We start from the raw sequence: 22,284 nt of genomic DNA, 5'->3' as shown, positions 1-22,284 counted from the left end.
GGCGCGCCGCGAAAGAACACGATAACCATTTCGCGAGCTTTTCCACCGCTGCCGCTGTCGCCGGTCCGTCGACTTCCAGAGCTGTTAACACTTTCAAGCCAATGGTTCTCGCACCTAACAATCTGTCGGCGAGAGGGACCGCCCCAGAAAATGTCGCAGCAGCCGGTGCAAACCATTTCGGGTAGGCTAGTACTGTTGATCAGGGCGGGCTATTGGCTGGCGCTGCTGATCATTGCAGCCATGGTGATTGCCTCTTTCGTCCTTCTCCAGCAGATGATGGCTGCCCAGCGGCACGACGATGCGCTGCTCGACGTCGTCGGCATGCAAAAGGCGCTGTCGCAACGTATTGTCTTCCTTGCCAACGCGGCAGGTGCTGCTTCGCGTGACCAGCAACCGGCTCTGGTCACCGCATTCAAACAGGCAACGGCGGAGTTCGAGAGGAACTACGATCTCCTGCTCGAGCGGGTCGTCGCCCACCCGGCGTCGCCGGCAAGGTTCGACCCAAAGTCGATCGAGAGCGTACTTTTCGCCAAGCCGTTTCATCTCGATTACTTCTCGGTCGGGCTTATTGCCAACGGCGGACGCCTGGTTTCGGCGTTTGAATCGCAACTAGGGATGGCCGATAATGGCGGCTACAAGGGCGGCGGCGAACGCGTCAACCTCGACGCTTCCATCGCCAACGCTACGCTGTCGGGCTATGCGGCACTCGGCCAGCGCATCAGCGCCCATGCCGATGCACGATCGGAAACACTTCTCGATCTCCATCGAACGCTGTTCTACACCACCATCGGCGTCATCGTGCTGGTGGCACTTTTCATCTTCAGGCCGATGTCGAACGCCATTCTGCGCAAAACGCATGAGCTGATCGATGCCCGCAATTCGATGGCCTTCATCGCCGTGCATGACGGCCTTACCGGCTTGCACAACCGCACCTTCCTGACCGACCATTTCGATACGCTGATCAAGGGCGCGCAGCGTCGGCGAGAACGGCTTGCGGCGGTCCAGCTGGACCTCGACCGGTTCAAGCAGATCAACGACACACTCGGCCACGCCGCCGGCGACTATGTGCTGGTGGTGACGGCGCAGCGGATGCGCGATTCTTGCCGGACGTCGGATCTCTGCGTTCGTCTCGGCGGCGACGAATTCGTGATGATTCTCGATGGTGCCGGCGGGACCGAGGATATCAACATGGTTGCCAGGCGCACCCTGAGAAAGGTCAACGAGCCGATCGTCTTTCAGGGCACGACTATCCTTCCGGGCGCCAGTGCCGGCGTCGCCGTCTATCCGGTCGACGCCGACAATGCACAAGATCTGCTCGTCCACGCCGACCTCGCGCTCCACTGCGCCAAGAAGCAGAACGGCGGCAGTCTCTCATTCTTCTCCGAGGAGTTGCGGCAGGAACTCGATTACCGCAAACAGCTCGAGCATGACATCAGGATCGCCATCTCGGAGAAGGCGTTCCAGGTCTACTTCCAGCCGCAGGTTTCATTGTCGAGTGGCACGATCGGCGGCATCGAGGCGCTGGTTCGCTGGAAACACGCCGAGCGCGGCATGATCGCACCGGGCGAGTTCATTCCCCTCGCCGAAAAATGCGGACTCATGGCAGAGATCGGCCGCATCGTCATCGCCAAGGCGATCAGCGCGGCGGCCGAGTGGAACCGCGCCGGCATTGCCTTCGGACGGCTCGCCGTCAACGTGTCCGGCTCCGAACTGCGTGAGCCTGATTTCGATGCGTTCCTCTTCGAGACGTTGGAAAAGGCTGGCCTGCCGCCACAAAGACTTTCGCTCGAAATTGTCGAATCCGTCATTCTTGATGATGAGAAAACCGGCATTGCGGCAAAGCTTCGAAATATCCGCGCCGCCGGCGTGCATCTCGAACTGGATGATTTCGGTACCGGCTACGCATCGCTCAGCCACGTCAACCCGAACGAGATCGACCGGCTGAAGATCGATCGCCGCTTCGTCCAGAAGATCAATGAGAACGGCGACAACACCAAGATCGTGCGAGCCATCACCGAACTCGCCCGCGGCCTCGGCATCTCGATCGTCGCCGAGGGCGCGGAAACCGAGGCCGAGCTCGATTCGCTGATGGCGATCGGCTGCGACCAGGTGCAGGGCTATTCCATCGCCTTCCCGATGCCGCAGGACAAGGCACGCGAATGGCTGGTCGCGCGGGCGCCGAGGAAGGCCAGGTTCAGGGTGCTACAGGGAAGCCTGGCGTAAGACGCCAACCCTGACAAGTCTCCTCGGAAATGACCGCTTGTCGTGATCGGAAACGGATATTCCGGATGCTGATGCCGCTTCGCCTTGCCGTGCTGATCGTGCTGTTTTTTGCTTTCCCCGCAGGCGCCGCCGATCGCACCATCTACCTCACCTTCGATGACGGCCCGCTGACCGGCACCAGCAACATTCTCGATGTGCTCGAGGCCGAGCAAGTTCCGGCGACTCTCTTCATGGTTGGCATGCATGCCCAGGCGAACGCGCTCAACAAAGCGCTGGTGCAGCGCGCCAAGAGGATGCCGCTGGTGACGATCGGCACCACAGCTACAGCCACGCATACAACCACTACCGGCACTTCTACGGGGACACCGAAGGGGTCGTCGCCGACATGCTGCGGGCCAACGCGGTGCTGGGGCTGAAACAATCGGTCGATGCACGGCTGCCGGGGCGCGACGTGTTCAGGCTGCTCTCGATGTCGAAGAACGACACTTCACTCGGACTGGCCGAAGAGGGCCGCGAGGACCCCGACTACGAGTTCGTCGCTGCGTCTGGCTTCTATCTCTACGGCTGGGATCATGAATGGGTTCACGAAAACAGCGGCAATCCGGTGCAGACCGTCGATCATCTGGTCAGCGAAATCGATCATTTGTTCGGCTATGGCCGCTTCGTCAAACCGGGCAAGCTGATCCTGCTGATGCATGACGAGATGTTCCAGGACGTGTTCGACGGCAAGACGAACCTGACGGCCCTGGTCAAGGCGCTGAAGCTGCGCGGCTACACGTTCGGCGCGATCTCCGATTATGACGGCTGAGCACATCAGGTAGGTTCGGACTGCGCCACTTAGCCCTCGACATTCGCCCGCAGCGCCGCAAGCACTTCCGCAAACTCCGCCAGCCTGTCGTCGGACAGCCCCTTCCGCAGCCGCTTGTCGAAGGCGAACGCGGCGGTGCGCAATTTCAGGAACAGCGCCTCGCCGGCTTCGGTCAACTCGACCTGGTGAACCCTGCGATTGACAGGATCGCGGCGCCGGGTCAGCAGGCCTTGCGTCTCCATGGCGTTGAGATGGTGGGTCAGCGTTGCGCCCCGAATGCCGATCATGCCGGCGAGTTCGCGCTGGTTGGCGAGTTCGCGCGACTTGACCGACAGCAGGGTGACCCAGACCGGCAGCGTGCCGCCCGCCTCGACCAAGGCGGCGTCGAAGGCCTGTGCGACCAGCTTTGCGGTGCGGGCGAGATTCATCCCGACTGGCGGGCGGTCAAAGGGCGTCATGATCCCACACTAGAACATGGCCAAGGCCTAGGGAACTGGCCCGACCTATACATTGATATCTAATCATTAGATACCTATCTATATGGCCAGCGGTGGGCAAGAGAGGAAATGCGGTCATGCAATATGTCTACATCATCGTCCTCGGCCTTCACGTCATGGCGGGTGTGTTCTGGGCCGGCACGACCATCGCGGTTGCCCGCGAACCGGAGATTCGGGCGGAGCGGTTCTTCCGGCCGCAAATGGGCGCGGCCGGCCTGGTTTTCCTCACCGGCATACTGCTCTGGTACTTTTTCCATGAGGGCGTTTTCGGCTCGATGGAGAAGGTGCTGGCGCTGGGCATCGTGACGGCCCTAATTGCTGCCGGCGTCCAGGGCGCACTGGTCGGCTCTGCCAGCAGGCAGCTGGCCAGCGCTGATGCAGCGGCGCAAAACCAGTTGCGCGCGAAGATGACACGAGGCCAACGCATCGCTGGCGGACTGCTGGTCATCACTGTGTTCTGCATGGCCACCGCCAGGATGTTTTGAGCGGCCTGCCGCAATTGACAAGATCGTACGATGTCCGGCCGTAAGCCGGCGGCGTGCGCGGCGCGCAGATCGAGCGGACGTGCCTGGTGGCTCTCCGTGCGGACGTTCGATCTGCGCGCCACCAATTGAGCGGTGACGCTCGTCAGATCCGCAAGCCGAACCTGATGCCGTCATATATGGCGGCGTGGATGTTGCGCGAGGCGACGGCATCCCCGATGCGGAAGAGCACGAAACCGCCTTGCGGATTGCGCTCCGGAAAAATGTCGCCACCAGTGACCAGCCGCTCGTAATCGACCGCGCCGCCGTTCTTCGACAGCGGTTTCAGTGCGAGATAGAGATCGTCGAGCGGCAGCGTGCCGTGCTCGACCACCACTTGGTCGACCCGCCGCTCGCCACGCCAGCCATCGGCGAAGTCGGAGGCAAGCTCGGCGACCAGTTGGTTGCCCTCGCGCCGCACCGAGCGCAGCCGCGTGTTGATGGTGATGGTGACGCCTTTCTCCTGGAAGGCGCGCATATAGGGCACGTGATTCATGCCGCCCATTTCCGGGGCAAAGAAGCGTTCTGGCGAAACCAGCTCCAGCCTTGCACCGCTGCCCGCGATCAGCTCGGCCGCGCCCATGCCCTGATGGCCGCCATTGTCGTCATAGAGCAGCACGTTTTCGGCAGGCTTGACGCTGCCGGCCATGATATCCCAACTGGAAGTGACGAGGTTATCGCCTGCAACTAGCGGCGGGTTCTGCGGCAGGCCGCCGGTGGCGACCACCACCACGTCTGGCGACAGCGCCAGAACATCGTCCTTCTCCGCCCAGGTGTCGTAGCGGATCTCGACGCCGAGCCGGTCGAGCTCGGCAAGCCGCCAGTCGATGATGCCGATCAATTCCTTGCGGCGCGGGTTCTGTGTCGCCAGCCGAACCTGGCCGCCGGCCTGGCTGGAGGCTTCGAGCACCGTCACTCGATGGCCGAGCTCGGCGGCGACGCGCGCCGCTTCCAGCCCGCCGGCGCCGGCGCCGACGATCACCACCTTGCGCTTCGGGCCCGCGGTCTTGGCGATGATGTGCGGGATCTCGGCCTCGCGGCCGGTCGCCGCATTGTGGACGCACAGCGCCTCGCCACCCTCATAGATGCGGTCGAGGCAATAGGTTGCGCCGACGCAAGGGCGGATTTCATGCTCGCGACCCTCCATCACTTTCCTCACGATATGCGGGTCGGCGATATGGGCGCGGGTCATGCCGACCATATCGAGTTTTCCCGTGGCGATGGCATGACGTGCGGTAGCGACGTCGGAAATCCGCGCCGCATGGAAGGTCGGGAATTTCGTTGCCGCCCTCACCTCGCCGGCAAAATCAAGATGCGGCGAAGAACGCATACCGGTCACCGGAATGACCTTGGTCAGTGCCGCGTCGCTCTCGATCGAGCCACGGATGATGTTGAGGAAATCGACCTTGCCGGAACCGGCGAGCCGTTTGGCGATCTCGACCCCCTCCTCCTTCGATAGGCCTTTCTCAAAATCCTCGTCGGCGACCATACGGATGCCGACGACGAACTTTTCGCCGACCGCGGCCCGCACCGCATCGAGCACCATGTTGGTGAAGCGCAGGCGGTTGTCGAGCGAGCCACCGAACTCGTCATCGCGATGGTTGGTGGCCGGCGACCAGAAGCCGTCCATCAGATGGCCGTAGGACTCGAACTCGATGCCGTCGAGGCCAGCCGCCTGGCAGCGCTGGGCGGCCGCGGCGTAGTCGATAACGATGCGCTCAATGTCCCAATCCTCGATTGTCTTGGGGAAGGCGCGATGCGCCGGCTCGCGCACCGGTGAGGCCGACAGCACCGGCAGCCAGTCTGCCTTGTTCCAGCCGGTGCGGCGCCCGAGATGGGTGATCTGGATCATTACCTTGCAGTCATGCTCGTGGCAGGCATCGGCGAGTTCAGCGAGCCAGGGCACGATGCGGTCGTCATAAACATGCAGATTGCCGAAGGCGGCCGGGCTGTCGCGCGAGACGATCGCCGAGCCTGCCGTCATGGTCAGCGCCATGCCGCCTTTGGCCTTTTCGGCATGGTAGAGCCGGTATCGCTCTTTCGGCATGCCGTCCTCGGAATAGGCCGGCTCGTGACTGGTCGACATGACCCGGTTCTTCAGCGTCAGATGTTTGAGCTGATAGGGCTGGAGAAGCGGATCGTTGCTGGTCATCGTCTTCCTGCTGTTTCAAATTATGTTAATGAGCGGCCAAAATCCAAGGAAACCCGCCCATGATCGATACCAAAACCCTCACCCAGCTCGGCGCACACGTCGAGACACCACAGAGCCCCGAAGCAGCGGTCCTGGAAACCGTGCCGTTTGCGCGCGGCGACGGCCCACCGGCCATCGTGCGCTTCACCTGCCCGGAATTCACCTCGCTCTGCCCGGTCACCGGACAGCCGGATTTCGCCCATATCGTCATCGACTACGCCCCCGACGCGCTTCTGGTGGAATCGAAGTCGCTCAAGCTGTTCATGACCTCGTTTCGCAATCATGGCGCCTTCCATGAGGACTGCACCGTTATGATCGGCCGCCGCATTATCGCCGTGACCAAACCACTGTGGCTGCGCATTGGCGGCTATTGGTATCCGCGCGGCGGCATTCCGATCGATGTGTTCTGGCAGACCGGCGCGCCGCCGGAAGGCGCATGGCTCCCCGACACCGGCGTCGCGTCTTATCGCGGAAGGGGTTGAGCGGTCTGATGCGATCGTAGTCATTCGCACTGATATTGGCTCACCGCCCATTCGCCGGTCACCGACAGAAGGTCCGATATCTTCCAGCCGCCGTCCACCCTCCTGAGCTTCCACTCCAGCCGGTGCGCATTGCCTTCGACGGCGAAGGCGACGACCACCTTGGCCTCATCGCCATTGACCGCTTCGATGGTCTTCAGGCTCTTGTCGATCGCAAGCTTATCGTAATCGGCATTGTCGAGCGCCATGTTGGGATCGAGGCATTCGCCCTGCCCCGATTTTCTGAGCGCATCGCTCTTGTCGAGCACGGTCTTGGCCGGGTCGATGAAATTCTTTCGCTCGGCCGGGTCGAGCTCCAGCCCGAGATGCTCGTAGAACGGTTTCACCACGGCCGTCGGGGACCCCGGCAGTACCGGTGCGGCCGGTGCCGGCGCCGATGTCGCCGGCGGGTTCGCGGAAGATGTGTCGGCGGGCGGGTTGCCGGCGTCGCCGGAAGGCGCGTTCGGCGGCGGCGCGCCGAACAGATCTTGCGCCAAGGCGCCGCCGTTCAGCCCGGCCGCCGGCATCGAGACCAACGAGAGTGCCAGGACAAGGCGACGAAGCACGACATCACTCCGCCGAACCGAGCATGCACTCCAGCGCGCTGAGCGTCCAGCCGCTGGATTTGGAAGCGATGTCGGCGACCTTCCATTTGCCGTCGACCTTCCTGAGGGACCAGACCATTTCGCGTTTGGAATCGTCGCCTTCCGGGAAGAGATTGAAGGTCACCGTCACCTCGGCGCGTTCGCCATCCACCGCCTCAGACAGCTTGAGCGTCTTGGCGACGGTCTTCTCGTCGTAGTCCTGCGCGTCAAGTCCGGGGGCGAAGTCGATGCAGGGCACTTCATCCGGTCTGTTCTTCTGCGCCTGGTCGTTGAGAGCGAACAGCTTGGTCACCGGCTCGGTGAAGCGGTCGCGGTACTTCGCGTCGGCCTCGAACTTCACTTCGGGCACGTAGAAGAACTTCACGGCATTTGAAGCCGGGCCCGCCAGGGCGGCGCCCGGCACGGCAAGGGAGAAGGTAACAGCCAGCATTATCGGTTTCATCGGGGCGCTCCGGGCGATCGGCGGCGAACTGGCAAGGTCCAGTACCACGCACCCTCCATATCGGCTTTTTTGCGGCTCATGAAGTCCCGGAGCGCCAGCCTGAAGCGGGCAGCCGGACGTTCTGAAGGTTTCTGGAGTTCCGCAGTGCGACTGCCGCGGCGGTCGAGGCCGAGGGGTTCGATCAAGCCGTCGCAAAAGAGTCGGCAACTGCGTTTCAGAAATCGGTGAGACGGGAACGGATCCCTGACGAGCACAATCAATCAAGGCCAAGCGCCACCTTGCGCCCGTCATGAATGGCAAATGCCGCCTGCCTGGAAGCGGTACAATCGCCGATAGAGGTATGCCCGATACCGAGCCTTTCGAGTTCGATGGACAGGCTGTCCTCCGCCATATTGGTGGCGGCGAAGATCAAAGCGTCGGCCTCCACCTCTTGCTCGGTCCCGTCGAGCAGCGAAGCAATTCTGGCCATCTTGCCATCCCAGCGCACGACGACGCTCTCGGTGACAAACTTGACCTTCAGCCCGGCGAGCGCTCGACGCAGCGGCGCGTCCACGGCCATTCGCTGGAGTTCTTTGCCAACCAGGGCGTCGGGTGTCACGATTGTCACGGCGTGACCGTCCTCGGCGAGTTTCCAGGCGGTGCCACAGCCTTTCCAGTTGCCGCCGTCGTCCAGGATGATCACACGTTTTCCCGGCCTTGCCTCCCTGGCCATCACAGCTTCGGCAGAGAGAACCGGGCCGCCACCCGGAATGCTGTCCCATTGCGGCAGTGCCCGTTGGAAAGCCCCGGCTTGCGGCAAGGAGCCGGTCGCGACAATGACGTGATCCGCACCCTCGCGCTCTACATCCTCAGCCTCGACATACTGACCGTACCGCACGTCCACCTGAAGCTGGCTAAGCTGACGCTGATACCAGTCGATGAGATCCAGGATTTGCGCCCGGCGCGGCTGTAGACCGGCAAGTCGGAATTGCCCCCCGAGGCGGTCCGATGCCTCGGCCAGCGTGACACGATGGCCCCGCTCGGCTGCCACACGCGCAGCTTCGAGACCGGCCGGACCCCCGCCAACGACAAACACATATTTCGGCCGAACGGCCGGGGAGAAGCGGTCGCCTCCCCATTCCCATTCTCGTCCCGCCGACGGATTGATCACGCAGCTGATCCAGTAGTCGCGGCTGCGTCGGCCCCAGCACATCTGGTTGCAGGACAGGCACTCGCGGATGTCCTCGTGCCGTCCGGCGGCAGCCTTTGCGGCAAGGTGCGGATCGGCGATCTGACCGCGGACGATGGAAACGAGGTCGGCGCGGCCTTCACTCAGCACGCTCTCCCCGTTTTCAGGAGTACGAATGTGGCTCTCGGCGGTGATCAGCGCGTGGTTCACGGTCGATTTGAGTACCGCCGCGAGGTCCGCACCGAGCTTTTCCGGATAAAGGAAGGTTGGCATGATCTTGTAGAAATCGAAGTAGGAACCCGATCCACAGGTGACATAATCCATCAAGGCGTCGCGGTCGTGCACGTCGATTATCTCGGCCAACGCTTCTCGCTTCAGCGCCACCTCGACTTCGGGTTCGTCGTTGATCGCCAGACCAATGATGAAGTCCTCGCCGCATTCCCTGCGGATGCGGGTCATCACCTCGCGGCTCATGCGCGTCCGATTTTGAAGGCTGCCGCCCCATTGGTCGTCTCGGCGGTTCGACCAAGGCGTCCAGAACTGGTCCAGCATCGAATGGTACGCGGCCCAGACCTCGACGCCGTCGAATCCGGCCTCGCGGCAGCGGCGTGCTGCCTGTACGAAGCCGTCGATCGTCTCTTCGATCTGGCGCTCGGACATTCGATGCGAACCGTCGGAGTCGTGATAACTCGGCAAGCCTGAAGGCGACCAGCCAGCATGGAACGAGTTATCCGCGTCCGCGTGTTGACCGACATGGTAGAGCTGCTGGATGGCGATGGCGCCATTGCTGCGGATCGCCTCGGTTACTTTGCGAAAATGAGGAACGACGCTGTCGTCACAAGGGCGAAAGTTACCGCGCGTCAGCACCGCAGCCTGATGTACAGGCATCGGCTCGACCACGATCATGCCGGCACCGCCGATCGCCCGTTCGGCATAGTAGCCGACATGGCGCTCGGTCGGCAGCCCATTCTCGGCCATGTTCGCGGTATGCGCTCCAAACACGATCCTGTTGCGCAGCGTTTTGCCACGCAACGTTGCTGGCTCGAATAGACGCTTGAAGGCCCGCTCAGACATATGCCCTCTCTCGTTCAACGCGCGACAGCATGGCGAATACTGGCCCGATGCCGATCAGATCGGACTGCTGTGCTCAAGCGTGGTCAACGTCGTGCCTGCACTTCATCGCTATGCTCTGATTGTTGATCGAGCCGCGCCGTCGCCCCATCGAGTGCCAGCGCGGCTTGTTGCCAAGCTTTGGAAATTACGCGTCCAGCCAGACGTTCTGGAGATCCATTTCGAAGGTCTGGTGGACAGCGTAATTCTTCACCCTCTTGTCCATATGGCTGAACAGCTTCTGCCAGAACGGCTGAACGATAACGCCCGAATCCTGCAGGATCTGCTCGACGTCCTTCATAACCTCGCGCCGCTTCTCCACATCGATGAGTGAAAGAGCCTGCTTGAGCTTGGCGTCGAAATCGGGATTCGAATACGCCGATTCATTCCAGGCCTCGCCGGTGCGATAGCCGAGCGCCAGCACCTGAACGCCAAGCGGGCGCATGTACCAGATCGTCATGGAATAGGGATATTTCGTCCAGTCGTTCCAGAAGGTCGACCCTGGAAGCACCGTGCGCTTCACCTTGATCCCGGCATCGCGCAACTGGCCGGCAATCGCGTCGCCGGTATTCTTTTGCCAATCGTCCTCAACGGTGATCAGTTCATGCTCGAAATCGGCCTGTCCGGCCTCAGCCATCAGCTTCTTGGCGCCCGCCGCGTCGCGCGTCTTTTTCGGCAGCGGGTAGTATTCCGGATGGATTGGGCTGACATGGTGATTTTCACCTGGGGTGCCTCGCCCGGCGTAGCCAAGTTGGAGCACGGCATTGTTGTCGACGGCCATCTGCAGGGCGTTGCGCACCCGTTGGTCGTCATAGGGCTTGTGCGTGATGTTGGTCCGGGCAACGAGCGTCGTCGCGGTCGCGACCTCGGTCTTCTCCAACCCCATCTTGTCGAGGATGTCGATGAAGTCGGCGGGCGTCTCGAAATTGAGGTCGATCTCGCCGGACTCGAACGCGTTCACCGAGGCGTTGAAGTCGGTGCCGTAGTCGATGAATTCGACGCTATCGAGCGGCGCTTCACCACCCCACCACTTGCCGTTCTCGCGGCGCTTGACGACGGCTTTCTGGCCGACATCGTAAGAGACGAGCTCGAAGGGGCCAGTGCCGATCGGCTTCTTGATAGGATCCGCACCGTCGGCGTCGAAATTGCGGTGGACCACCAGCGCCGGGTAGTCGGTGAAGTTGGGGATCAGCGAGATGTCAGGCTCGTTCAGCTTCAGCTTGACCGTGCTGTCGTCGACCTTGCTGATCGCGCCATCCTTGGCCTTGCCGGTCTTCTCGTCGATCAGCGCACCGACGCGGGCGGCCATGGAATTGCCGGCCGCACCCTTCTCGCACCAGCGCGTCAGGTTGTAGACCACGTCATCGGCGTTGAAAGCATCGCCGTTGTTCCAGGTGATGCCCTTGCGCACATGCAGCACGTATTCGGTGGCGTCGTCGTTGACATCCCAGCTTTCGAGCAGGACCGGCTCGAATGTGAATTCGCGCGTATAGCGGACAAGCGGCTCCAGCCAGCAGCGCGAGATGTTCGCAAGCTCCACCCAGTCGTAAGTGCGCGGATCCTTCTGTGCCTTTACCGACATCGAAACGTGCAGCGTTCCGCCTTTCTTCGGTTCTTCGGCCAAGGCCTGTTCCGGCACGGCGAGACCGATCATGCCGTAGGCCAAAGCCGTCGATGCCCCAAAGGCGCTCGCCAGCGCCAGAAACTCGCGCCGGTCCATGCGGCCTGAGCGGGCTTCTTGCGCCATCGCCTTTATCGGGCTCGGGACACGATCACCGTTGCTTCTGAAGAGTGCCATTTTTTTCTCCCTGTGGTTCCCGTTGGGTCTTCGCCCGTTGCATCAACTAACGCTGTCCGGCAGCCGCTCCTCGCGCTGCGCGATGAAATCTCTCAGGCCATCGGCGACGCCTTCGTCGAGCTTCGGCTCCTCGTAATCCGCAAGCATGTTGCGCGCTTTCTCGCGCCCCCGGGTATCGTGGTCCTTTGCCCCTTCGGCCTTCCACTGTTCGAACGAATTGAAGTCCATGATGCTCGGTATGAAGAAGGCGGACTGGAAATGGTCAAGCGTGTGCTGGGTACCGAGGAAATGGCCCTGCGGCCCGACCTCGCGGATCGCCGCCATGGCCTCCTTGAAATCGTCGAACGGGAGACCGCCGGCGTATTTGTACCAGCCGACAAGCTGTTCGCAGTCCGTGGCGAATTTCGAATAGCCGCAGGTCAGGCCGGCCTCGAGCCATCCAGCGGAGTGCCAGATGTAGTTGGCGCCGGCGAGAATGGCGGCATGCATCAGCATGTTCGCCTCGTAGCCCGCCTGCGCGTCGTTCAGCTTCGACCCGACATGGAAGCCCGAGGTGCGCCACGGCAGCCGATATTTGCGCGCCAATGCTCCCATCAGATACATCATCTGGGCCGCTTCCGGCGTGCCGCCCATGGGAGCGCCGGTCTTCATGTCGACCGTCACCATGAACTGTCCGTAGATCTGCGGCGAACCCGGACGCAGGAGCTGCGTGAATGCGACGCCGGCAAGCGCTTCCGCATTGACCTGCGCGACCGCTCCCACGGCGGAAGCCGAAGTCGAGGCGCCGCACAACGCGAAAGGCGCCAGGATCAGCGGCTGGTTGTGGCGCGCATAGACCTTCATCGCGTCCAGCATGGTGGCATCCCAAACCAGCGGCGAATTGCAGTTGGTGATCGCCACCAGCACCGGGTTGTCGCGGACAAAATCCTCGCCGAAGACGATGCCGGCCATCGCCATCGTGTCTTCGGCCCGATCCTTTGATGTCACGATGCCCATGAACGGCTTGTCGGAGTGCTTTAGCGCCGAATGGATGATGTGGAGGTGGCGCTTCGGCACCGCAATTTCCATCGGCTCGCAGATGATCGAGCTCGACGAGTGCAGCGCTGGCGCCATATAGGCGAGCTTGTGGAAATTGTTGAGATCGGCGAGCGTGCCATAGCGTCTGTTGTTGTCGAGGTCGCGCACGTAAGGCGCGCCATACATCGGCACGAAGATCGAGTTGTTTCCGCCCACCTGCACGGTGCGCTCAGGGTTGCGCGCATTGAGCGTGAACTCGGACGGGACCTTCGACACAAGCTCCATCAGCAGAGCGCGGTCGATACGGACACGCGTCTCGGAGACTTCGGCGCCCGCCGCTTTCCAAAGGGCGATCGCCTCGTCGTCGCGGAACTCGCATCCCACCTCTTCGAGGATGGAGAGCGACTCCTGGTGGATCAGTTCCACCGCCTCGTCCGGGACCATCTGATAGACCGGAATTTTGCGGACAAGGGTCGGGAACGACGTGACCGGAGCGCCTCGCAGCGCCTTGCGTCCCAGGCGGCCGCCGCTGCGACGGTTGGTGTGTTCGGTCACTTCAACGGCCGGTGCGTTCATGGCAACTCCATCCTCCCAGGGTCAGTCAACTTAGCGAGACGTAATATCGCTGTGACGCTGGAAAATCCTGATCTCTTGTATAAACTCAGCTTATGCGAAGCCTACGCCATCTGCTGCCGTCGGCCGGCAGCCTGATCGTCTTCGAGGCCGCCGGGCGGCTGTCGAGCTTTACCGCCGCTGGCAGGGAGCTCGGCATGACGCAGGCTGCCGTGTCCTATGCGATCCGCGGCCTTGAAGAGCAGCTCGGCGCCAAACTCTTTCAGCGCCGCCATCGGCAAGTCAGTCTTACCGAAGCCGGCGACCGCTTTCATGCCGATGTCTCGCTCGGCCTGTCGCACATCCGCAAGTCGGCAGAGGATCTGCGCCTGCAGGCGACCGGCGGCCATGTGACGCTTGCCGCTTCGACCGCTTTCGGTTCCTTCTGGATGATGCCGCGCCTGCAGCAGTTCCGCGACGAACTGCCAGGCATTGATCTGCGCATCCAGACCGCCGACCGCGACCTCGACATCATCGCGGAGGGTATCCCGCTCGGTGTGCGCGGCGGCGAGCCCAGGGAATGGGCCGACTATCACTCGCTGCCGCTGGCCGACGAGGAGATATTCCCGGTTGCGGGCGCCAGCTATGTGGCGCGGTTCGGGCTTCCCGATACCGTCAAGGCTCTTGCCGTCCACCGCCTCATTCATCTCGAAGAGCCGTTTCGCGAGGCGGCGAGCTGGGAGGAGTGGTTCGCGTCAGCCGGCACCAGTCTCAGCGAGGCCGATGCCGGGCGCGGCCTGCGCATCAACGACTACGCCCTAGTGATCCAAGCGGTGATGGAGGGGCAAGGCATTGCGCTCGGCTGGCGGCACCTCGCCGAGCGGCTGCTGGCGTCAGGGCTGCTAGTGCGGGCAACGGATCACGTCATGACCACTGGCAAGGCGTTCTATGTCATCTGGCCGAAGAACCGCGAACTCAGCGACAATGCCCGCAAGGTGCGGGACTGGCTGGGTGCGCAAGCATGAGGCTATGCCAATCGTGCTTGGTCAAACCGTCACGACGATCTTGCCGAACTGCTCGTTCGACTCGAGAAAGCGATGCGCCTCGACGATCCGGTCGAAGGGAAAGGTTTTGGCGATCGCTGGCCGCAGCGACCCCGACATCAGGCCGTCGAGGATGAACGCCTTGGCGGCCTCCAGCTTCGCTGGATTGCCCGTGATTTCGTGGACGAGATAGCCGCGCAGCGTCAGTGTCTTGGCCAGCACGGCGAACAGCGGGAACGGCGTCGGCTCGGGGCTCAAGCCGCCATATTCGATGAGAATGCCGCCGCGTGCCATCGCCGCCGTCAAAGGCTCGAATATCGGGCCGCCGACTGCGTCGAGCACCACTTGGATGTTGTCCGGGCCGGCGATTTCCTTCAGCCGGGCTTCCAGATCTTCGCCCGCTGAAGCGATGACGTGAGCTGCGCCGAACTCGAGCAAGGCCTGCTTCTTGGCAGATGTCCGCGTGACCGCGATCGGTGTCGCACCAACGATGTTGGCAATCTGGATCGCTGCAAGTCCGACACTGCTCGATGCCGCGGTAATGACGACAAAATCCTCCCTGCCGAGCTTGGCAATATCGATCAGTGCGCCATAGGCGGTGAGATATTGCATCCAGACGGCTGCCGCCTCTTCCCAGCTGAGCGACGGCGGGTGTTTGACCACAAGCTCGGCGGGATATGTGGCGATCTCGCCATAGGCGGGCCAGCGGGCCATCGACAGTGGCGGCACGACGCTGACGGCGTCACCCGGCGCAAAACCGTCGACGCCTTCGCCGACCGCTTCGACGACACCCGCTGCCTCAAGGCCAAGACCGGATGGCAATGGCGGCGTCTGGATATAAGTGCCCGAACGCAGCAGCGCCTCGGCCCGGTTGAGGCCTAACGCCTTGACCCGGATCCGGATCTCGCCCTGACCGGGCGCGGGAATGTCGAGATTCTCGATGCGCAGAACCTCGGGACAACCATGCTCATGAAAACGAACAACACGTGCCATCCGGCCACCACTCCAAAATGCTTGAACCGAATAGGCTATGCCATCGGCCATCTGGCGGATAAATAGCTGCCTGAGCAGAACAGTGGAAACTGAGAGTTTTGAATATGGATCGCCTTACGAGCATGGCCGTGTTCGTCAAAACCGTCGACCTGGGCTCGTTCGCGGCGGCTGCTGCCGCTCTCGATCTGTCCGGGCCGATGGTGGGCAAGCATGTCCGGTTTCTCGAGGAGCGTCTGGGCGTGCGCCTCATCAACCGGACCACACGCCGTCAGAGCCTTACAGACTTCGGGCGCGCCTATTACGAGCGCTGCCGAATGATAATCGCGGAAGCCGAGGCTGCGGACGCATTGGCAGCAGATCAATTTTCCGAACCACGCGGAAAGCTGCGCGTCATCATGCCGGTGCATTTCGGCCGGCGCTGCGTTGCTCCGATCCTGCTGGAGTTGGCGCAGCAATATCCCGCGCTCGAACTCGACCTGTCGTTCAGCGATCCCCTCGCCGATCTTGCAGAGGATGGCTGCGACCTTGCCATCCGGACCGGCAATCTGGAGGATCAGGCAGGAGTGATGGCGCGGCGCATCGCGCGCCAGCGCATGGTCGTCTGCGCGTCGCCATCCTATCTCGATATGCATGGATGGCCACGGCAGATAAAGGATCTCGGCAGGCACCAGGCCATCATCTACCGCCGTTCGGGCCGTGTCGTTCAACCATGGCTGTTTCCGCGCAACGGCCAGCCCGCGCTGGAAGTCATGCCCGTCAGCCGGCTGCGGCTCGACGACCTCGATGCGATCGCCGATGTCGCGGCCGCCGGCATGGGACTTGCCTGGCTGCCATACTGGCTGGTCCGTGAGCGCATTCAGGCCGGCGCACTGGTCGTGCTGCTGCCGGACCAGCCGGGATTTCTTTACGACGCCTATGCGCTATGGCTGCAGACACCCCACTTGCCGCTGAAGGTTCGTCTTGCCGTGGACGCGCTGGCGACAGCACTGCCCAGGCTCATGACGTGAAGAGCGCGGTCAGCCGCCCGGATTCCTTAATTCTACCCCTCCCGCATGGGCCGCGAATCCGCCTATAGTGCTCCTATGCCCATTCGCCAGCTCTCCGAAACGATGATCAACCAGATCGCCGCCGGCGAAGTCATCGAGCGTCCGGCAAGCGTGGTCAAGGAGTTGGTCGAGAACGCGCTCGATGCGGGTGCTACCCGCGTCGAGGTCGTCACCGCCGGCGGCGGGCTGAACCTGATCCGCGTCACCGACGACGGCTCGGGCATCCCCGAGCAGGAACTGGCGCTGGCGATCGCGCGTCATTGTACCTCCAAGCTCGCCGACGACATTCACGACATCCGCTCGCTCGGTTTTCGCGGCGAGGCGCTGCCGTCGATCGGCTCGGTGGCGCGGCTGTCGATCCGCTCGCGCACGGCCAACGGCGACAGCGCCGCCGAGATCGGCATCGAGGGCGGCCGTGTCTCCTCGGTCAAGCCGGCGGCCGCCAATCGCGGCACCACGGTCGAGGTGCGCGACCTGTTCTTCGCCACGCCTGCGCGGCTCAAATTCATGAAAGGCGAGCGCGCCGAAAGCTCGGCCACCAGCGATGTGATCAAGCGCATCGCCATCGCCTTCCCGGCCGTACGCTTCACGCTGGCCGGTTCCGACCGCTCGACACTGGAGCTGCCGGCGACCGACGACAGCCCGGAAGGCCGGCTGCGCCGCGTCGCGCAAGTGATGGGCGCCGACTTTCCGGAGAATGCCATCGCCATCGACGCCGTGCGTGACGGCGTGCATCTGGCCGGTCACGTCTCGATCCCGTCCTTCAGCCGTGCCAACGCGCTGCAGCAATATGCCTATGTCAACGGCCGGCCGGTGCGCGACAAATTGATCGCAGGCGCCATCCGTGGCGCCTTCGCCGACGTGCTGCCGCGCGACCGCCATGCGGTGACGGTGCTGTTCCTGACGCTCGATCCGGCAATCGTCGACGTCAATGTCCATCCGGCCAAGGCCGATGTCCGCTTCCGCGATCCGGGGCTGGTGCGCGGGCTGATCGTCGGCGCCATCCGCGAGGCGTTGGCCAATGCCGGCATCCGTGCTGCCACATCAGGAGCGGCCGGTATGATGGCGGCATTCCGGCCGGGCGCGGCGTCCTATGCGCATGCCGGCCCGGCCAATGGCCACCGTAGCTACGAGGCGGCCTACCGGGCCTCCGGCTCCACCGGTTTCGATCCGGCCCGCTCGTCGCAGCGGCCACTCGACGTGGGATACAAAGGTACCGGTTTTGCAAATGGCGGCTTCGGCGAAAACGATCAGGCGGCGTTCGACGCCGGACCGCTTCACAGCGCCGACGCGCGTGCCGGGCAGGACGAAGCGGTGGAGACGCTGCTCGGCATGGCGCTGGGCGCCGCACGCGCCCAGGTGCATGAGAACTACATCGTCGCGCAAACCAGGGATTCGCTTGTCATCGTCGATCAGCATGCAGCGCATGAGCGGCTGGTCTACGAGGCACTGAAGAACGCGCTGCATTCGCGCGCCGTGCCGTCGCAGATGCTGCTGCTGCCCGAGATCGTCGATCTACCGGAAGAGGATGCCGAGCGGCTTGCCATGCACTCCGAAACGCTGGCCCGCTTCGGCCTCGCCGTCGAGCGCTTCGGCCCGGGTGCGGTCGCGGTACGCGAGACGCCGTCGATGCTCGGCGAAACCAATGTCCAGCAGCTGGTGCGCGACCTTGCCGACGAGATTGCCGACAACGACACGGTCGACACGCTGAAGGAGCGGCTCGACAGGATAGCCGCGACCATGGCCTGCCACGGCTCGGTGCGTTCCGGTCGCCTGCTGAAGCCCGAAGAGATGAACGCGCTGCTGCGCCAGATGGAGGCGACGCCGGGCTCCGGCACCTGCAACCACGGCCGCCCGACCTATATCGAGCTCAAGCTCGCTGATATCGAGCGGCTGTTCGGCAGGCGCTAGCTTGGATGCGAAAAGAGCCGCTCTGCGGCGGCTCTTTGAGTCACCCCAGCGTTTGAATCACCTCTTCAAATTCACCACGATCACGCCGCCAAGCGCCAGCGCTCCACCGAGAACACCGAGCAGTGTCGGTATCTCGCCCAGCCAGAAGAAGCCGATCAGCGTCGCCACCGGCGAGACCAGGTAGAGGAAGTTCGAAGCACGGGCCGCAGGCAGGCGTGACAGCGCGGTGGCCCAGGCGGCGTAGGCGATCAGGCTCGGCACGATGCCGAGGAAGATGACGGCGCCAAGGCCGGCGGTGTCGGCGACCGCTGCTTGCGAGAGTGCGTTCGGCAGGAATGGCGCAAGGCAGAGCGCGCCGAGCACCATGTTGGAAGCGGCAATGGTCAGCGGGTGATGGCGGGCAAACAACGGTTTCTGGACGATGGTGTTGACGGCCGAGCACAGGGCTGAACCCAGCACCAGCAGCGCGCCGGTGTTGAAATGCAGGCCCTGCCCCTCGCCCATGGCTATAATGCCGATGCCGGCGAAGGAGATGGCGGTGCCGGCCCAGGCCATGCCCGAAAAGCGCTCACCGAGCAGCGCCATGGCCATGATGGCGGTGAAGATCGGGCTGACGTTGATGATGAAGCCGGCCGCACCCGCCGAGACTGTCAGTTCGCCGAAATTGAGCATTGCCGTATAGAGCGCGACGAAGATGGCGCCACCGAAGGCAAACCGCCACAATTCGTCGAGCCGGGGCAGCGCCGGCCGCTTGACGGCAAGGAAGATCGCCGCCGGCACCGCCGCGATGGCAAAGCGCAGCGCGCCGAGTTCCAGGGGATCGAAGGCGTCGAGACCGGCGCGGATGGCCGGGAAAGCGGAGGCCCAACCGACCACCGTCAGCGCCACCGCAATGGCTGCCGTAGTGTCAATCCGCTGTGTCGAATTCAACGTTCCGGTATAGGCGCTCATCTCGCTGTCCTCGCTCTTCGATGCCATAAACAGAGAAAACGCCATTCCGGGACTGTTGACAAACGACCAAATCGAGAGCCACCTGTGAGCATGGATCACAGCTCAGAACCGATGCTGCCGCTCGAGACCTTGCGCGCCTTCGACGCCGCAGCGCGAACAGGGAGTTTTTCTGCCGCCGCAGAAAAGCTCAACCTCACCCATGGTGCCGTCAGCCGGCAGATCGCCAAGCTCGAGGACTGGCTCGGGCTGAAAGTGTTCGACCGTGGCGCGCGCGGCGTCTCACTCACCATCGAGGGAACTCGCCTGCATCTACGCACTACCGAAGCCTTCGCACTGATCGCCAGCAATTCGGACCGTTGGATCGAGCCGCGCGGCACCGCGGTGGTGCGGCTGGCCTCGATCCCGTCGGTCAGCGGCTTGTGGCTGATGCCGCGTATGGCCGCGCTTGAGAACAACCCCAGCAAACTGCGCATCGTGCTCGACGTCGACAACCGCCAGGCCGACCTTGCCGACGAGGGCATCGATCTTTCGGTCCGCTGTGGACGCGGCCGTATTCCGGGCCGCGTCTCGGTGCGGCTTTTCGAGGAACATGTTTTCCCCGTCGCCTCGCCGGAGTTCGCCAAGGAAATCGGTCGCGGCGACCCGGCCCGGCTGCTCAAATTCCCGCTGATCAACGATTCCGACGCCTCGGCCTGGCGCGCCTGGTTTGCGGCGCAGGACATAGACTATCGCCCGCGCCCGCAGGACCGCCGCTTCGAGGACTATAATCTGGTGCTCGATGCGGCAGCCCACGGCCTCGGCATCGCGCTGGCACGGCCGCCGCTGACAGTGGATCAGTTGAAGTCGGGCCGCATTGTCGCAGCCGACGAGCGCAGCGTGCTAAGCCCGATATCCTATTGGCTCGACCGGCCGCTGGGGCGGCCTCGCGCCGCCGCTGCGGAACTTGCGCGGCGCATCGCGGTCCAGGCCGGACTGGCAATGGAGAAAATGGAAGCGTTCCTTGAGGTAGAGAGCTAGCTCAGCCTAGCCATCCAGGAGCAGAATGACGGCATCGAACGGAACCGGACTTGGCACTTCGCTCCAATGACCCTTGCCGTTCACATCTTCCATCTGCCAGACCGATCCGGCCTCCACGAGACGAACCTCGCCGTCGCTCGCCGTGACCTTCAATGCCCCTGCCATGCAAAACAGGATCTGGCGATGCGGTGATTGATGCAATTCGCCGATCCATCCAACCGGTATACGGATCGCGACATAGCCCTTGGCCGGCATGATGAGCGAGACCAGGAACGGCAGTGCCGGCGGCGCAAAAGGGGTCTCCTTCAAGGTCAAATCGAATTGACCGAAGCGACTTTCGCCGGCGGCATCTTCGGTCAGATGCAGCACGTTGAATGCGGTGCCCATGAAGTCCCCCTTATCCTATCAATGCGACAGTAATCCGGTAGCTTCAAATGACCAAGCCGTCTGCGCCGAGCACTTCTTTTCGCTTCGCTCCACTCCTCGCGAGCGATATTCGGCTAACAATGGGCCTGTGAATTGCTCCAAGCTTGACCTTGCCGGGATTTATGGCGATGACATCGTCATGAATTTCGGCACCACCCCATGATGAACCGTTTCGAAGGCCCCGGCGGCAAGGAAGCTCGTATCCGCTACCTCGACGGCGACTTCCAGGTCACCAGCCCCGGCGCCTTCGTGCGCTGCGCGGTCACCGGCGAAAGCATCCCGCTCGATGAACTCAAATACTGGAGCGTCGCCAGGCAGGAGCCCTATGTGAGTGCCGCGGCCTCGCTGCGCCGCGAGATCGAGGCACATCCCGAATTGCGCAGCCGACGTTAGACCAGCTTTTGGATCGGCTCCAAAGTCAGCCTTGCAGCTTGCGCTGCCGCCAGGCATCCAGCGTCTCTTCGATGATGCGTTCGGGCACGTGGTCGGGATCGAACACGGTTTCGATCTTCAGCACATCGAGCTGTCGGAGGAAATCAGCGAGCGCGGCGTCGTGGCGCAACCGGGCAGCGTCCTTGGCGGTGGTGATGAGGCCAAGTCCGGCACCTCGCGCTGTCGTTGCCAGTTCGGCAAGCTCGTCCTCGCCATAGAAATGATGGTCCGGAAACGACCGGGTCAGCACGACTTCACCGCCAGCTTCACGGACCGTGTCGAAGAACTTGTCGGGATGGCCAATGCCGGCAAAGGCCAGAAACCGCTTGCCGGCAAGCCCCGCGGTGCTGCTTGGCCGCGTATACGCCTCGAAGATCGGCCGGCCGGCACGCGCCGCCTGGCGCACGACCGCGTCGGCGGCAAGGCCCTCGCCCATCTTCAGCAGCGCGCTGGTGAAAACCAGCTGGTCGACGATACCAGCCCTGAGAGGCCCGCCAGGAATGACGCGGCCGTTGCCGACGCCATAGCGTGCGTCGACGACGACCAGCGCGTAATCGATATGGATGCGCGCGCTCTGGAAGCCGTCATCCATGATCAGGAAATCACAGCCATGCTTTTCCAGCAGAAGACGCGCGCCAGCGGCGCGGTTCGGCGTCACCGCGACCGGTGCGTGCTCGGCCAAAAGCAGCGGCTCGTCGCCGACATGCTTGGCGGCGTCGTGATGCGGATCGACGACATGAGGCTGTGCGAAGGAGCCGCCATGGCCGCGCGACAGGAAACCGGGATTGAGCTGCATGCGCCTGGCCTGTCCGGCGAGAGCGATCGCCACCGGCGTCTTACCGGTGCCGCCAACGGTGAAGTTACCGACGCACAGCACCGGCGCCCCAACTTTTTCACGTGCCGCCGAGCGCATGCGGCGGCCGGCAACGAGAGCATAGACCGCGGACAGCGGCGCCAGCGCCAGCGCGCGCCAGTCCGGTTCTTCCCACCAGAAGGGTGGTGCTTCGCTGGCCAC

21 protein-coding genes are annotated in these 22,284 nt (G+C 63.1%); 10 read left to right on the top strand and 11 right to left on the bottom strand.

The features are described 5' to 3' along the window. Positions 1-150 precede the first annotated feature (150 nt). From NKH73_RS14995 to NKH73_RS14985, 3 genes are all read left to right on the top strand, one after another. Positions 151-2,223, top strand: a complete 2,073-nt coding sequence (locus NKH73_RS14995; protein ID WP_352932703.1) for a putative bifunctional diguanylate cyclase/phosphodiesterase — start codon at positions 151-153, stop codon at positions 2,221-2,223. A gap of 65 nt (positions 2,224-2,288) precedes the next feature. Continuing rightward, positions 2,289-2,639: a polysaccharide deacetylase family protein gene (locus NKH73_RS14990; RefSeq protein ID WP_352932702.1), complete on the top strand. Its 351-nt coding sequence runs from the start codon at positions 2,289-2,291 to the stop codon at positions 2,637-2,639. After that, positions 2,609-3,031, top strand: a complete 423-nt coding sequence (locus tag NKH73_RS14985) for a polysaccharide deacetylase family protein (protein ID WP_352932700.1) — start codon at positions 2,609-2,611, stop codon at positions 3,029-3,031. The genes NKH73_RS14990 and NKH73_RS14985 overlap by 31 nt, the downstream gene beginning before the upstream one ends. Before the next feature lie 29 nt (positions 3,032-3,060). On the opposite strand, the gene NKH73_RS14980 is transcribed toward NKH73_RS14985, so the two are convergent. Further along, positions 3,061-3,489, bottom strand: coding sequence for a MarR family winged helix-turn-helix transcriptional regulator (locus NKH73_RS14980; protein WP_352932697.1), 429 nt, complete (start codon positions 3,487-3,489; stop codon positions 3,061-3,063). 116 nt (positions 3,490-3,605) lie between these two features. Between NKH73_RS14980 and NKH73_RS14975 the strand changes: the two genes are divergently transcribed. Further along, positions 3,606-4,013 carry a hypothetical protein gene (locus NKH73_RS14975; protein ID WP_352932695.1) on the top strand — a complete coding sequence of 136 codons (408 nt, stop codon included), beginning with the start codon at positions 3,606-3,608 and terminating at the stop codon, positions 4,011-4,013. A gap of 142 nt (positions 4,014-4,155) precedes the next feature. Here the strand turns inward: NKH73_RS14975 and NKH73_RS14970 are convergent, their stop codons facing one another. After that, entirely contained in the window at positions 4,156-6,201 is a 2,046-nt protein-coding gene (locus NKH73_RS14970; RefSeq protein ID WP_352932692.1) for an oxidoreductase, read from the bottom strand. A gap of 59 nt (positions 6,202-6,260) precedes the next feature. On the opposite strand from NKH73_RS14970, the gene queF reads away from it, so the two are divergent. Next, complete coding sequence (gene queF, locus NKH73_RS14965; protein ID WP_352932689.1) at positions 6,261-6,722, top strand: preQ(1) synthase; 462 nt, start codon at positions 6,261-6,263, stop codon at positions 6,720-6,722. A gap of 20 nt (positions 6,723-6,742) precedes the next feature. On the opposite strand, the gene NKH73_RS14960 is transcribed toward queF, so the two are convergent. The 5 genes from NKH73_RS14960 to NKH73_RS14940 form a co-directional block, all read right to left on the bottom strand. Next, positions 6,743-7,324, bottom strand: a complete 582-nt coding sequence (locus tag NKH73_RS14960; RefSeq protein WP_352932686.1) for a YqhG/Tai3 family protein — start codon at positions 7,322-7,324, stop codon at positions 6,743-6,745. A gap of 4 nt (positions 7,325-7,328) precedes the next feature. Next, on the bottom strand, positions 7,329-7,805 hold the full coding sequence (locus tag NKH73_RS14955; protein WP_352932683.1) for a DUF3828 domain-containing protein: 477 nt from the start codon (positions 7,803-7,805) through the stop codon (positions 7,329-7,331). A 256-nt stretch (positions 7,806-8,061) separates the two neighbouring features. Next, positions 8,062-10,047 carry an oxidoreductase gene (locus NKH73_RS14950; RefSeq protein ID WP_352932680.1) on the bottom strand — a complete coding sequence of 662 codons (1,986 nt, stop codon included), beginning with the start codon at positions 10,045-10,047 and terminating at the stop codon, positions 8,062-8,064. Positions 10,048-10,231: 184 nt separating this feature from the next. Further along, the gene (locus tag NKH73_RS14945; protein WP_352932678.1) at positions 10,232-11,881 is read right to left on the bottom strand and encodes an ABC transporter substrate-binding protein; all 1,650 of its coding nucleotides are present in this window, start codon (positions 11,879-11,881) and stop codon (positions 10,232-10,234) included. A gap of 42 nt (positions 11,882-11,923) precedes the next feature. After that, a complete protein-coding gene (locus NKH73_RS14940) occupies positions 11,924-13,474 on the bottom strand; it encodes a trimethylamine methyltransferase family protein (RefSeq protein WP_352932675.1) in 1,551 nt (516 codons plus the stop codon). A 92-nt stretch (positions 13,475-13,566) separates the two neighbouring features. Here NKH73_RS14940 and NKH73_RS14935 point away from each other — a divergent pair, with 92 nt between their 5' ends. After that, the gene (locus NKH73_RS14935) at positions 13,567-14,475 is read left to right on the top strand and encodes a LysR substrate-binding domain-containing protein (RefSeq protein WP_352932672.1); all 909 of its coding nucleotides are present in this window, start codon (positions 13,567-13,569) and stop codon (positions 14,473-14,475) included. A gap of 21 nt (positions 14,476-14,496) precedes the next feature. On the opposite strand, the gene NKH73_RS14930 is transcribed toward NKH73_RS14935, so the two are convergent. Further along, positions 14,497-15,486: a zinc-dependent alcohol dehydrogenase family protein gene (locus NKH73_RS14930; protein ID WP_352932669.1), complete on the bottom strand. Its 990-nt coding sequence runs from the start codon at positions 15,484-15,486 to the stop codon at positions 14,497-14,499. 104 nt (positions 15,487-15,590) lie between these two features. Here NKH73_RS14930 and NKH73_RS14925 point away from each other — a divergent pair, with 104 nt between their 5' ends. Continuing rightward, on the top strand, positions 15,591-16,493 hold the full coding sequence (locus NKH73_RS14925) for a LysR family transcriptional regulator (protein ID WP_352932667.1): 903 nt from the start codon (positions 15,591-15,593) through the stop codon (positions 16,491-16,493). 75 nt (positions 16,494-16,568) lie between these two features. Continuing rightward, positions 16,569-18,443, top strand: coding sequence for a DNA mismatch repair endonuclease MutL (mutL, locus tag NKH73_RS14920; RefSeq protein WP_352932664.1), 1,875 nt, complete (start codon positions 16,569-16,571; stop codon positions 18,441-18,443). Positions 18,444-18,500: 57 nt separating this feature from the next. Here the strand turns inward: mutL and NKH73_RS14915 are convergent, their stop codons facing one another. Then, positions 18,501-19,394, bottom strand: coding sequence for a DMT family transporter (locus NKH73_RS14915; RefSeq protein WP_352932661.1), 894 nt, complete (start codon positions 19,392-19,394; stop codon positions 18,501-18,503). Between the two features lie 90 nt (positions 19,395-19,484). Between NKH73_RS14915 and NKH73_RS14910 the strand changes: the two genes are divergently transcribed. Further along, the gene (locus NKH73_RS14910) at positions 19,485-20,411 is read left to right on the top strand and encodes a LysR substrate-binding domain-containing protein (protein WP_352932659.1); all 927 of its coding nucleotides are present in this window, start codon (positions 19,485-19,487) and stop codon (positions 20,409-20,411) included. Positions 20,412-20,417: 6 nt separating this feature from the next. On the opposite strand, the gene NKH73_RS14905 is transcribed toward NKH73_RS14910, so the two are convergent. After that, positions 20,418-20,798 carry a cupin domain-containing protein gene (locus NKH73_RS14905; protein ID WP_352932656.1) on the bottom strand — a complete coding sequence of 127 codons (381 nt, stop codon included), beginning with the start codon at positions 20,796-20,798 and terminating at the stop codon, positions 20,418-20,420. Positions 20,799-20,996: 198 nt separating this feature from the next. On the opposite strand from NKH73_RS14905, the gene NKH73_RS14900 reads away from it, so the two are divergent. Continuing rightward, positions 20,997-21,230, top strand: a complete 234-nt coding sequence (locus tag NKH73_RS14900; protein ID WP_027153867.1) for a DUF2093 domain-containing protein — start codon at positions 20,997-20,999, stop codon at positions 21,228-21,230. A gap of 25 nt (positions 21,231-21,255) precedes the next feature. Here NKH73_RS14900 and lpxK read toward each other — a convergent pair whose 3' ends face one another. After that, positions 21,256-22,284, bottom strand: coding sequence for a tetraacyldisaccharide 4'-kinase (gene lpxK, locus NKH73_RS14895; RefSeq protein WP_352932654.1), 1,029 nt, complete (start codon positions 22,282-22,284; stop codon positions 21,256-21,258).

Origin of the sequence: Mesorhizobium sp. M0938, assembly GCF_040319125.1 — a bacterium.
Taxonomy (GTDB): Bacteria; Pseudomonadota; Alphaproteobacteria; order Rhizobiales; family Rhizobiaceae; genus Mesorhizobium; species Mesorhizobium robiniae.
This window is presented reverse-complemented; position numbering and strand designations above follow the sequence as displayed.

Coding starts and splice junctions, on each gene's coding strand:
- NKH73_RS14905 (WP_352932656.1), bottom strand. CDS start 20,798: ATGGGCACCGCATTCAACGTGCTGCATCTGACCGAAGATGCCGCCGGC.
- NKH73_RS14915 (WP_352932661.1), bottom strand. CDS start 19,394: ATGAGCGCCTATACCGGAACGTTGAATTCGACACAGCGGATTGACACT.
- NKH73_RS14995 (WP_352932703.1), top strand. CDS start 151: ATGTCGCAGCAGCCGGTGCAAACCATTTCGGGTAGGCTAGTACTGTTG.
- NKH73_RS14990 (WP_352932702.1), top strand. CDS start 2,289: ATGCTGATGCCGCTTCGCCTTGCCGTGCTGATCGTGCTGTTTTTTGCT.
- NKH73_RS14930 (WP_352932669.1), bottom strand. CDS start 15,486: ATGGCACGTGTTGTTCGTTTTCATGAGCATGGTTGTCCCGAGGTTCTG.
- NKH73_RS14925 (WP_352932667.1), top strand. CDS start 15,591: ATGGATCGCCTTACGAGCATGGCCGTGTTCGTCAAAACCGTCGACCTG.
- NKH73_RS14935 (WP_352932672.1), top strand. CDS start 13,567: ATGCGAAGCCTACGCCATCTGCTGCCGTCGGCCGGCAGCCTGATCGTC.
- NKH73_RS14900 (WP_027153867.1), top strand. CDS start 20,997: ATGATGAACCGTTTCGAAGGCCCCGGCGGCAAGGAAGCTCGTATCCGC.
- NKH73_RS14910 (WP_352932659.1), top strand. CDS start 19,485: ATGGATCACAGCTCAGAACCGATGCTGCCGCTCGAGACCTTGCGCGCC.
- queF (WP_352932689.1), top strand. CDS start 6,261: ATGATCGATACCAAAACCCTCACCCAGCTCGGCGCACACGTCGAGACA.
- mutL (WP_352932664.1), top strand. CDS start 16,569: ATGCCCATTCGCCAGCTCTCCGAAACGATGATCAACCAGATCGCCGCC.
- NKH73_RS14980 (WP_352932697.1), bottom strand. CDS start 3,489: ATGACGCCCTTTGACCGCCCGCCAGTCGGGATGAATCTCGCCCGCACC.
- NKH73_RS14985 (WP_352932700.1), top strand. CDS start 2,609: ATGCTGCGGGCCAACGCGGTGCTGGGGCTGAAACAATCGGTCGATGCA.
- NKH73_RS14955 (WP_352932683.1), bottom strand. CDS start 7,805: ATGAAACCGATAATGCTGGCTGTTACCTTCTCCCTTGCCGTGCCGGGC.
- NKH73_RS14945 (WP_352932678.1), bottom strand. CDS start 11,881: ATGGCACTCTTCAGAAGCAACGGTGATCGTGTCCCGAGCCCGATAAAG.
- NKH73_RS14940 (WP_352932675.1), bottom strand. CDS start 13,474: ATGAACGCACCGGCCGTTGAAGTGACCGAACACACCAACCGTCGCAGC.
- NKH73_RS14970 (WP_352932692.1), bottom strand. CDS start 6,201: ATGACCAGCAACGATCCGCTTCTCCAGCCCTATCAGCTCAAACATCTG.
- NKH73_RS14975 (WP_352932695.1), top strand. CDS start 3,606: ATGCAATATGTCTACATCATCGTCCTCGGCCTTCACGTCATGGCGGGT.
- NKH73_RS14950 (WP_352932680.1), bottom strand. CDS start 10,047: ATGTCTGAGCGGGCCTTCAAGCGTCTATTCGAGCCAGCAACGTTGCGT.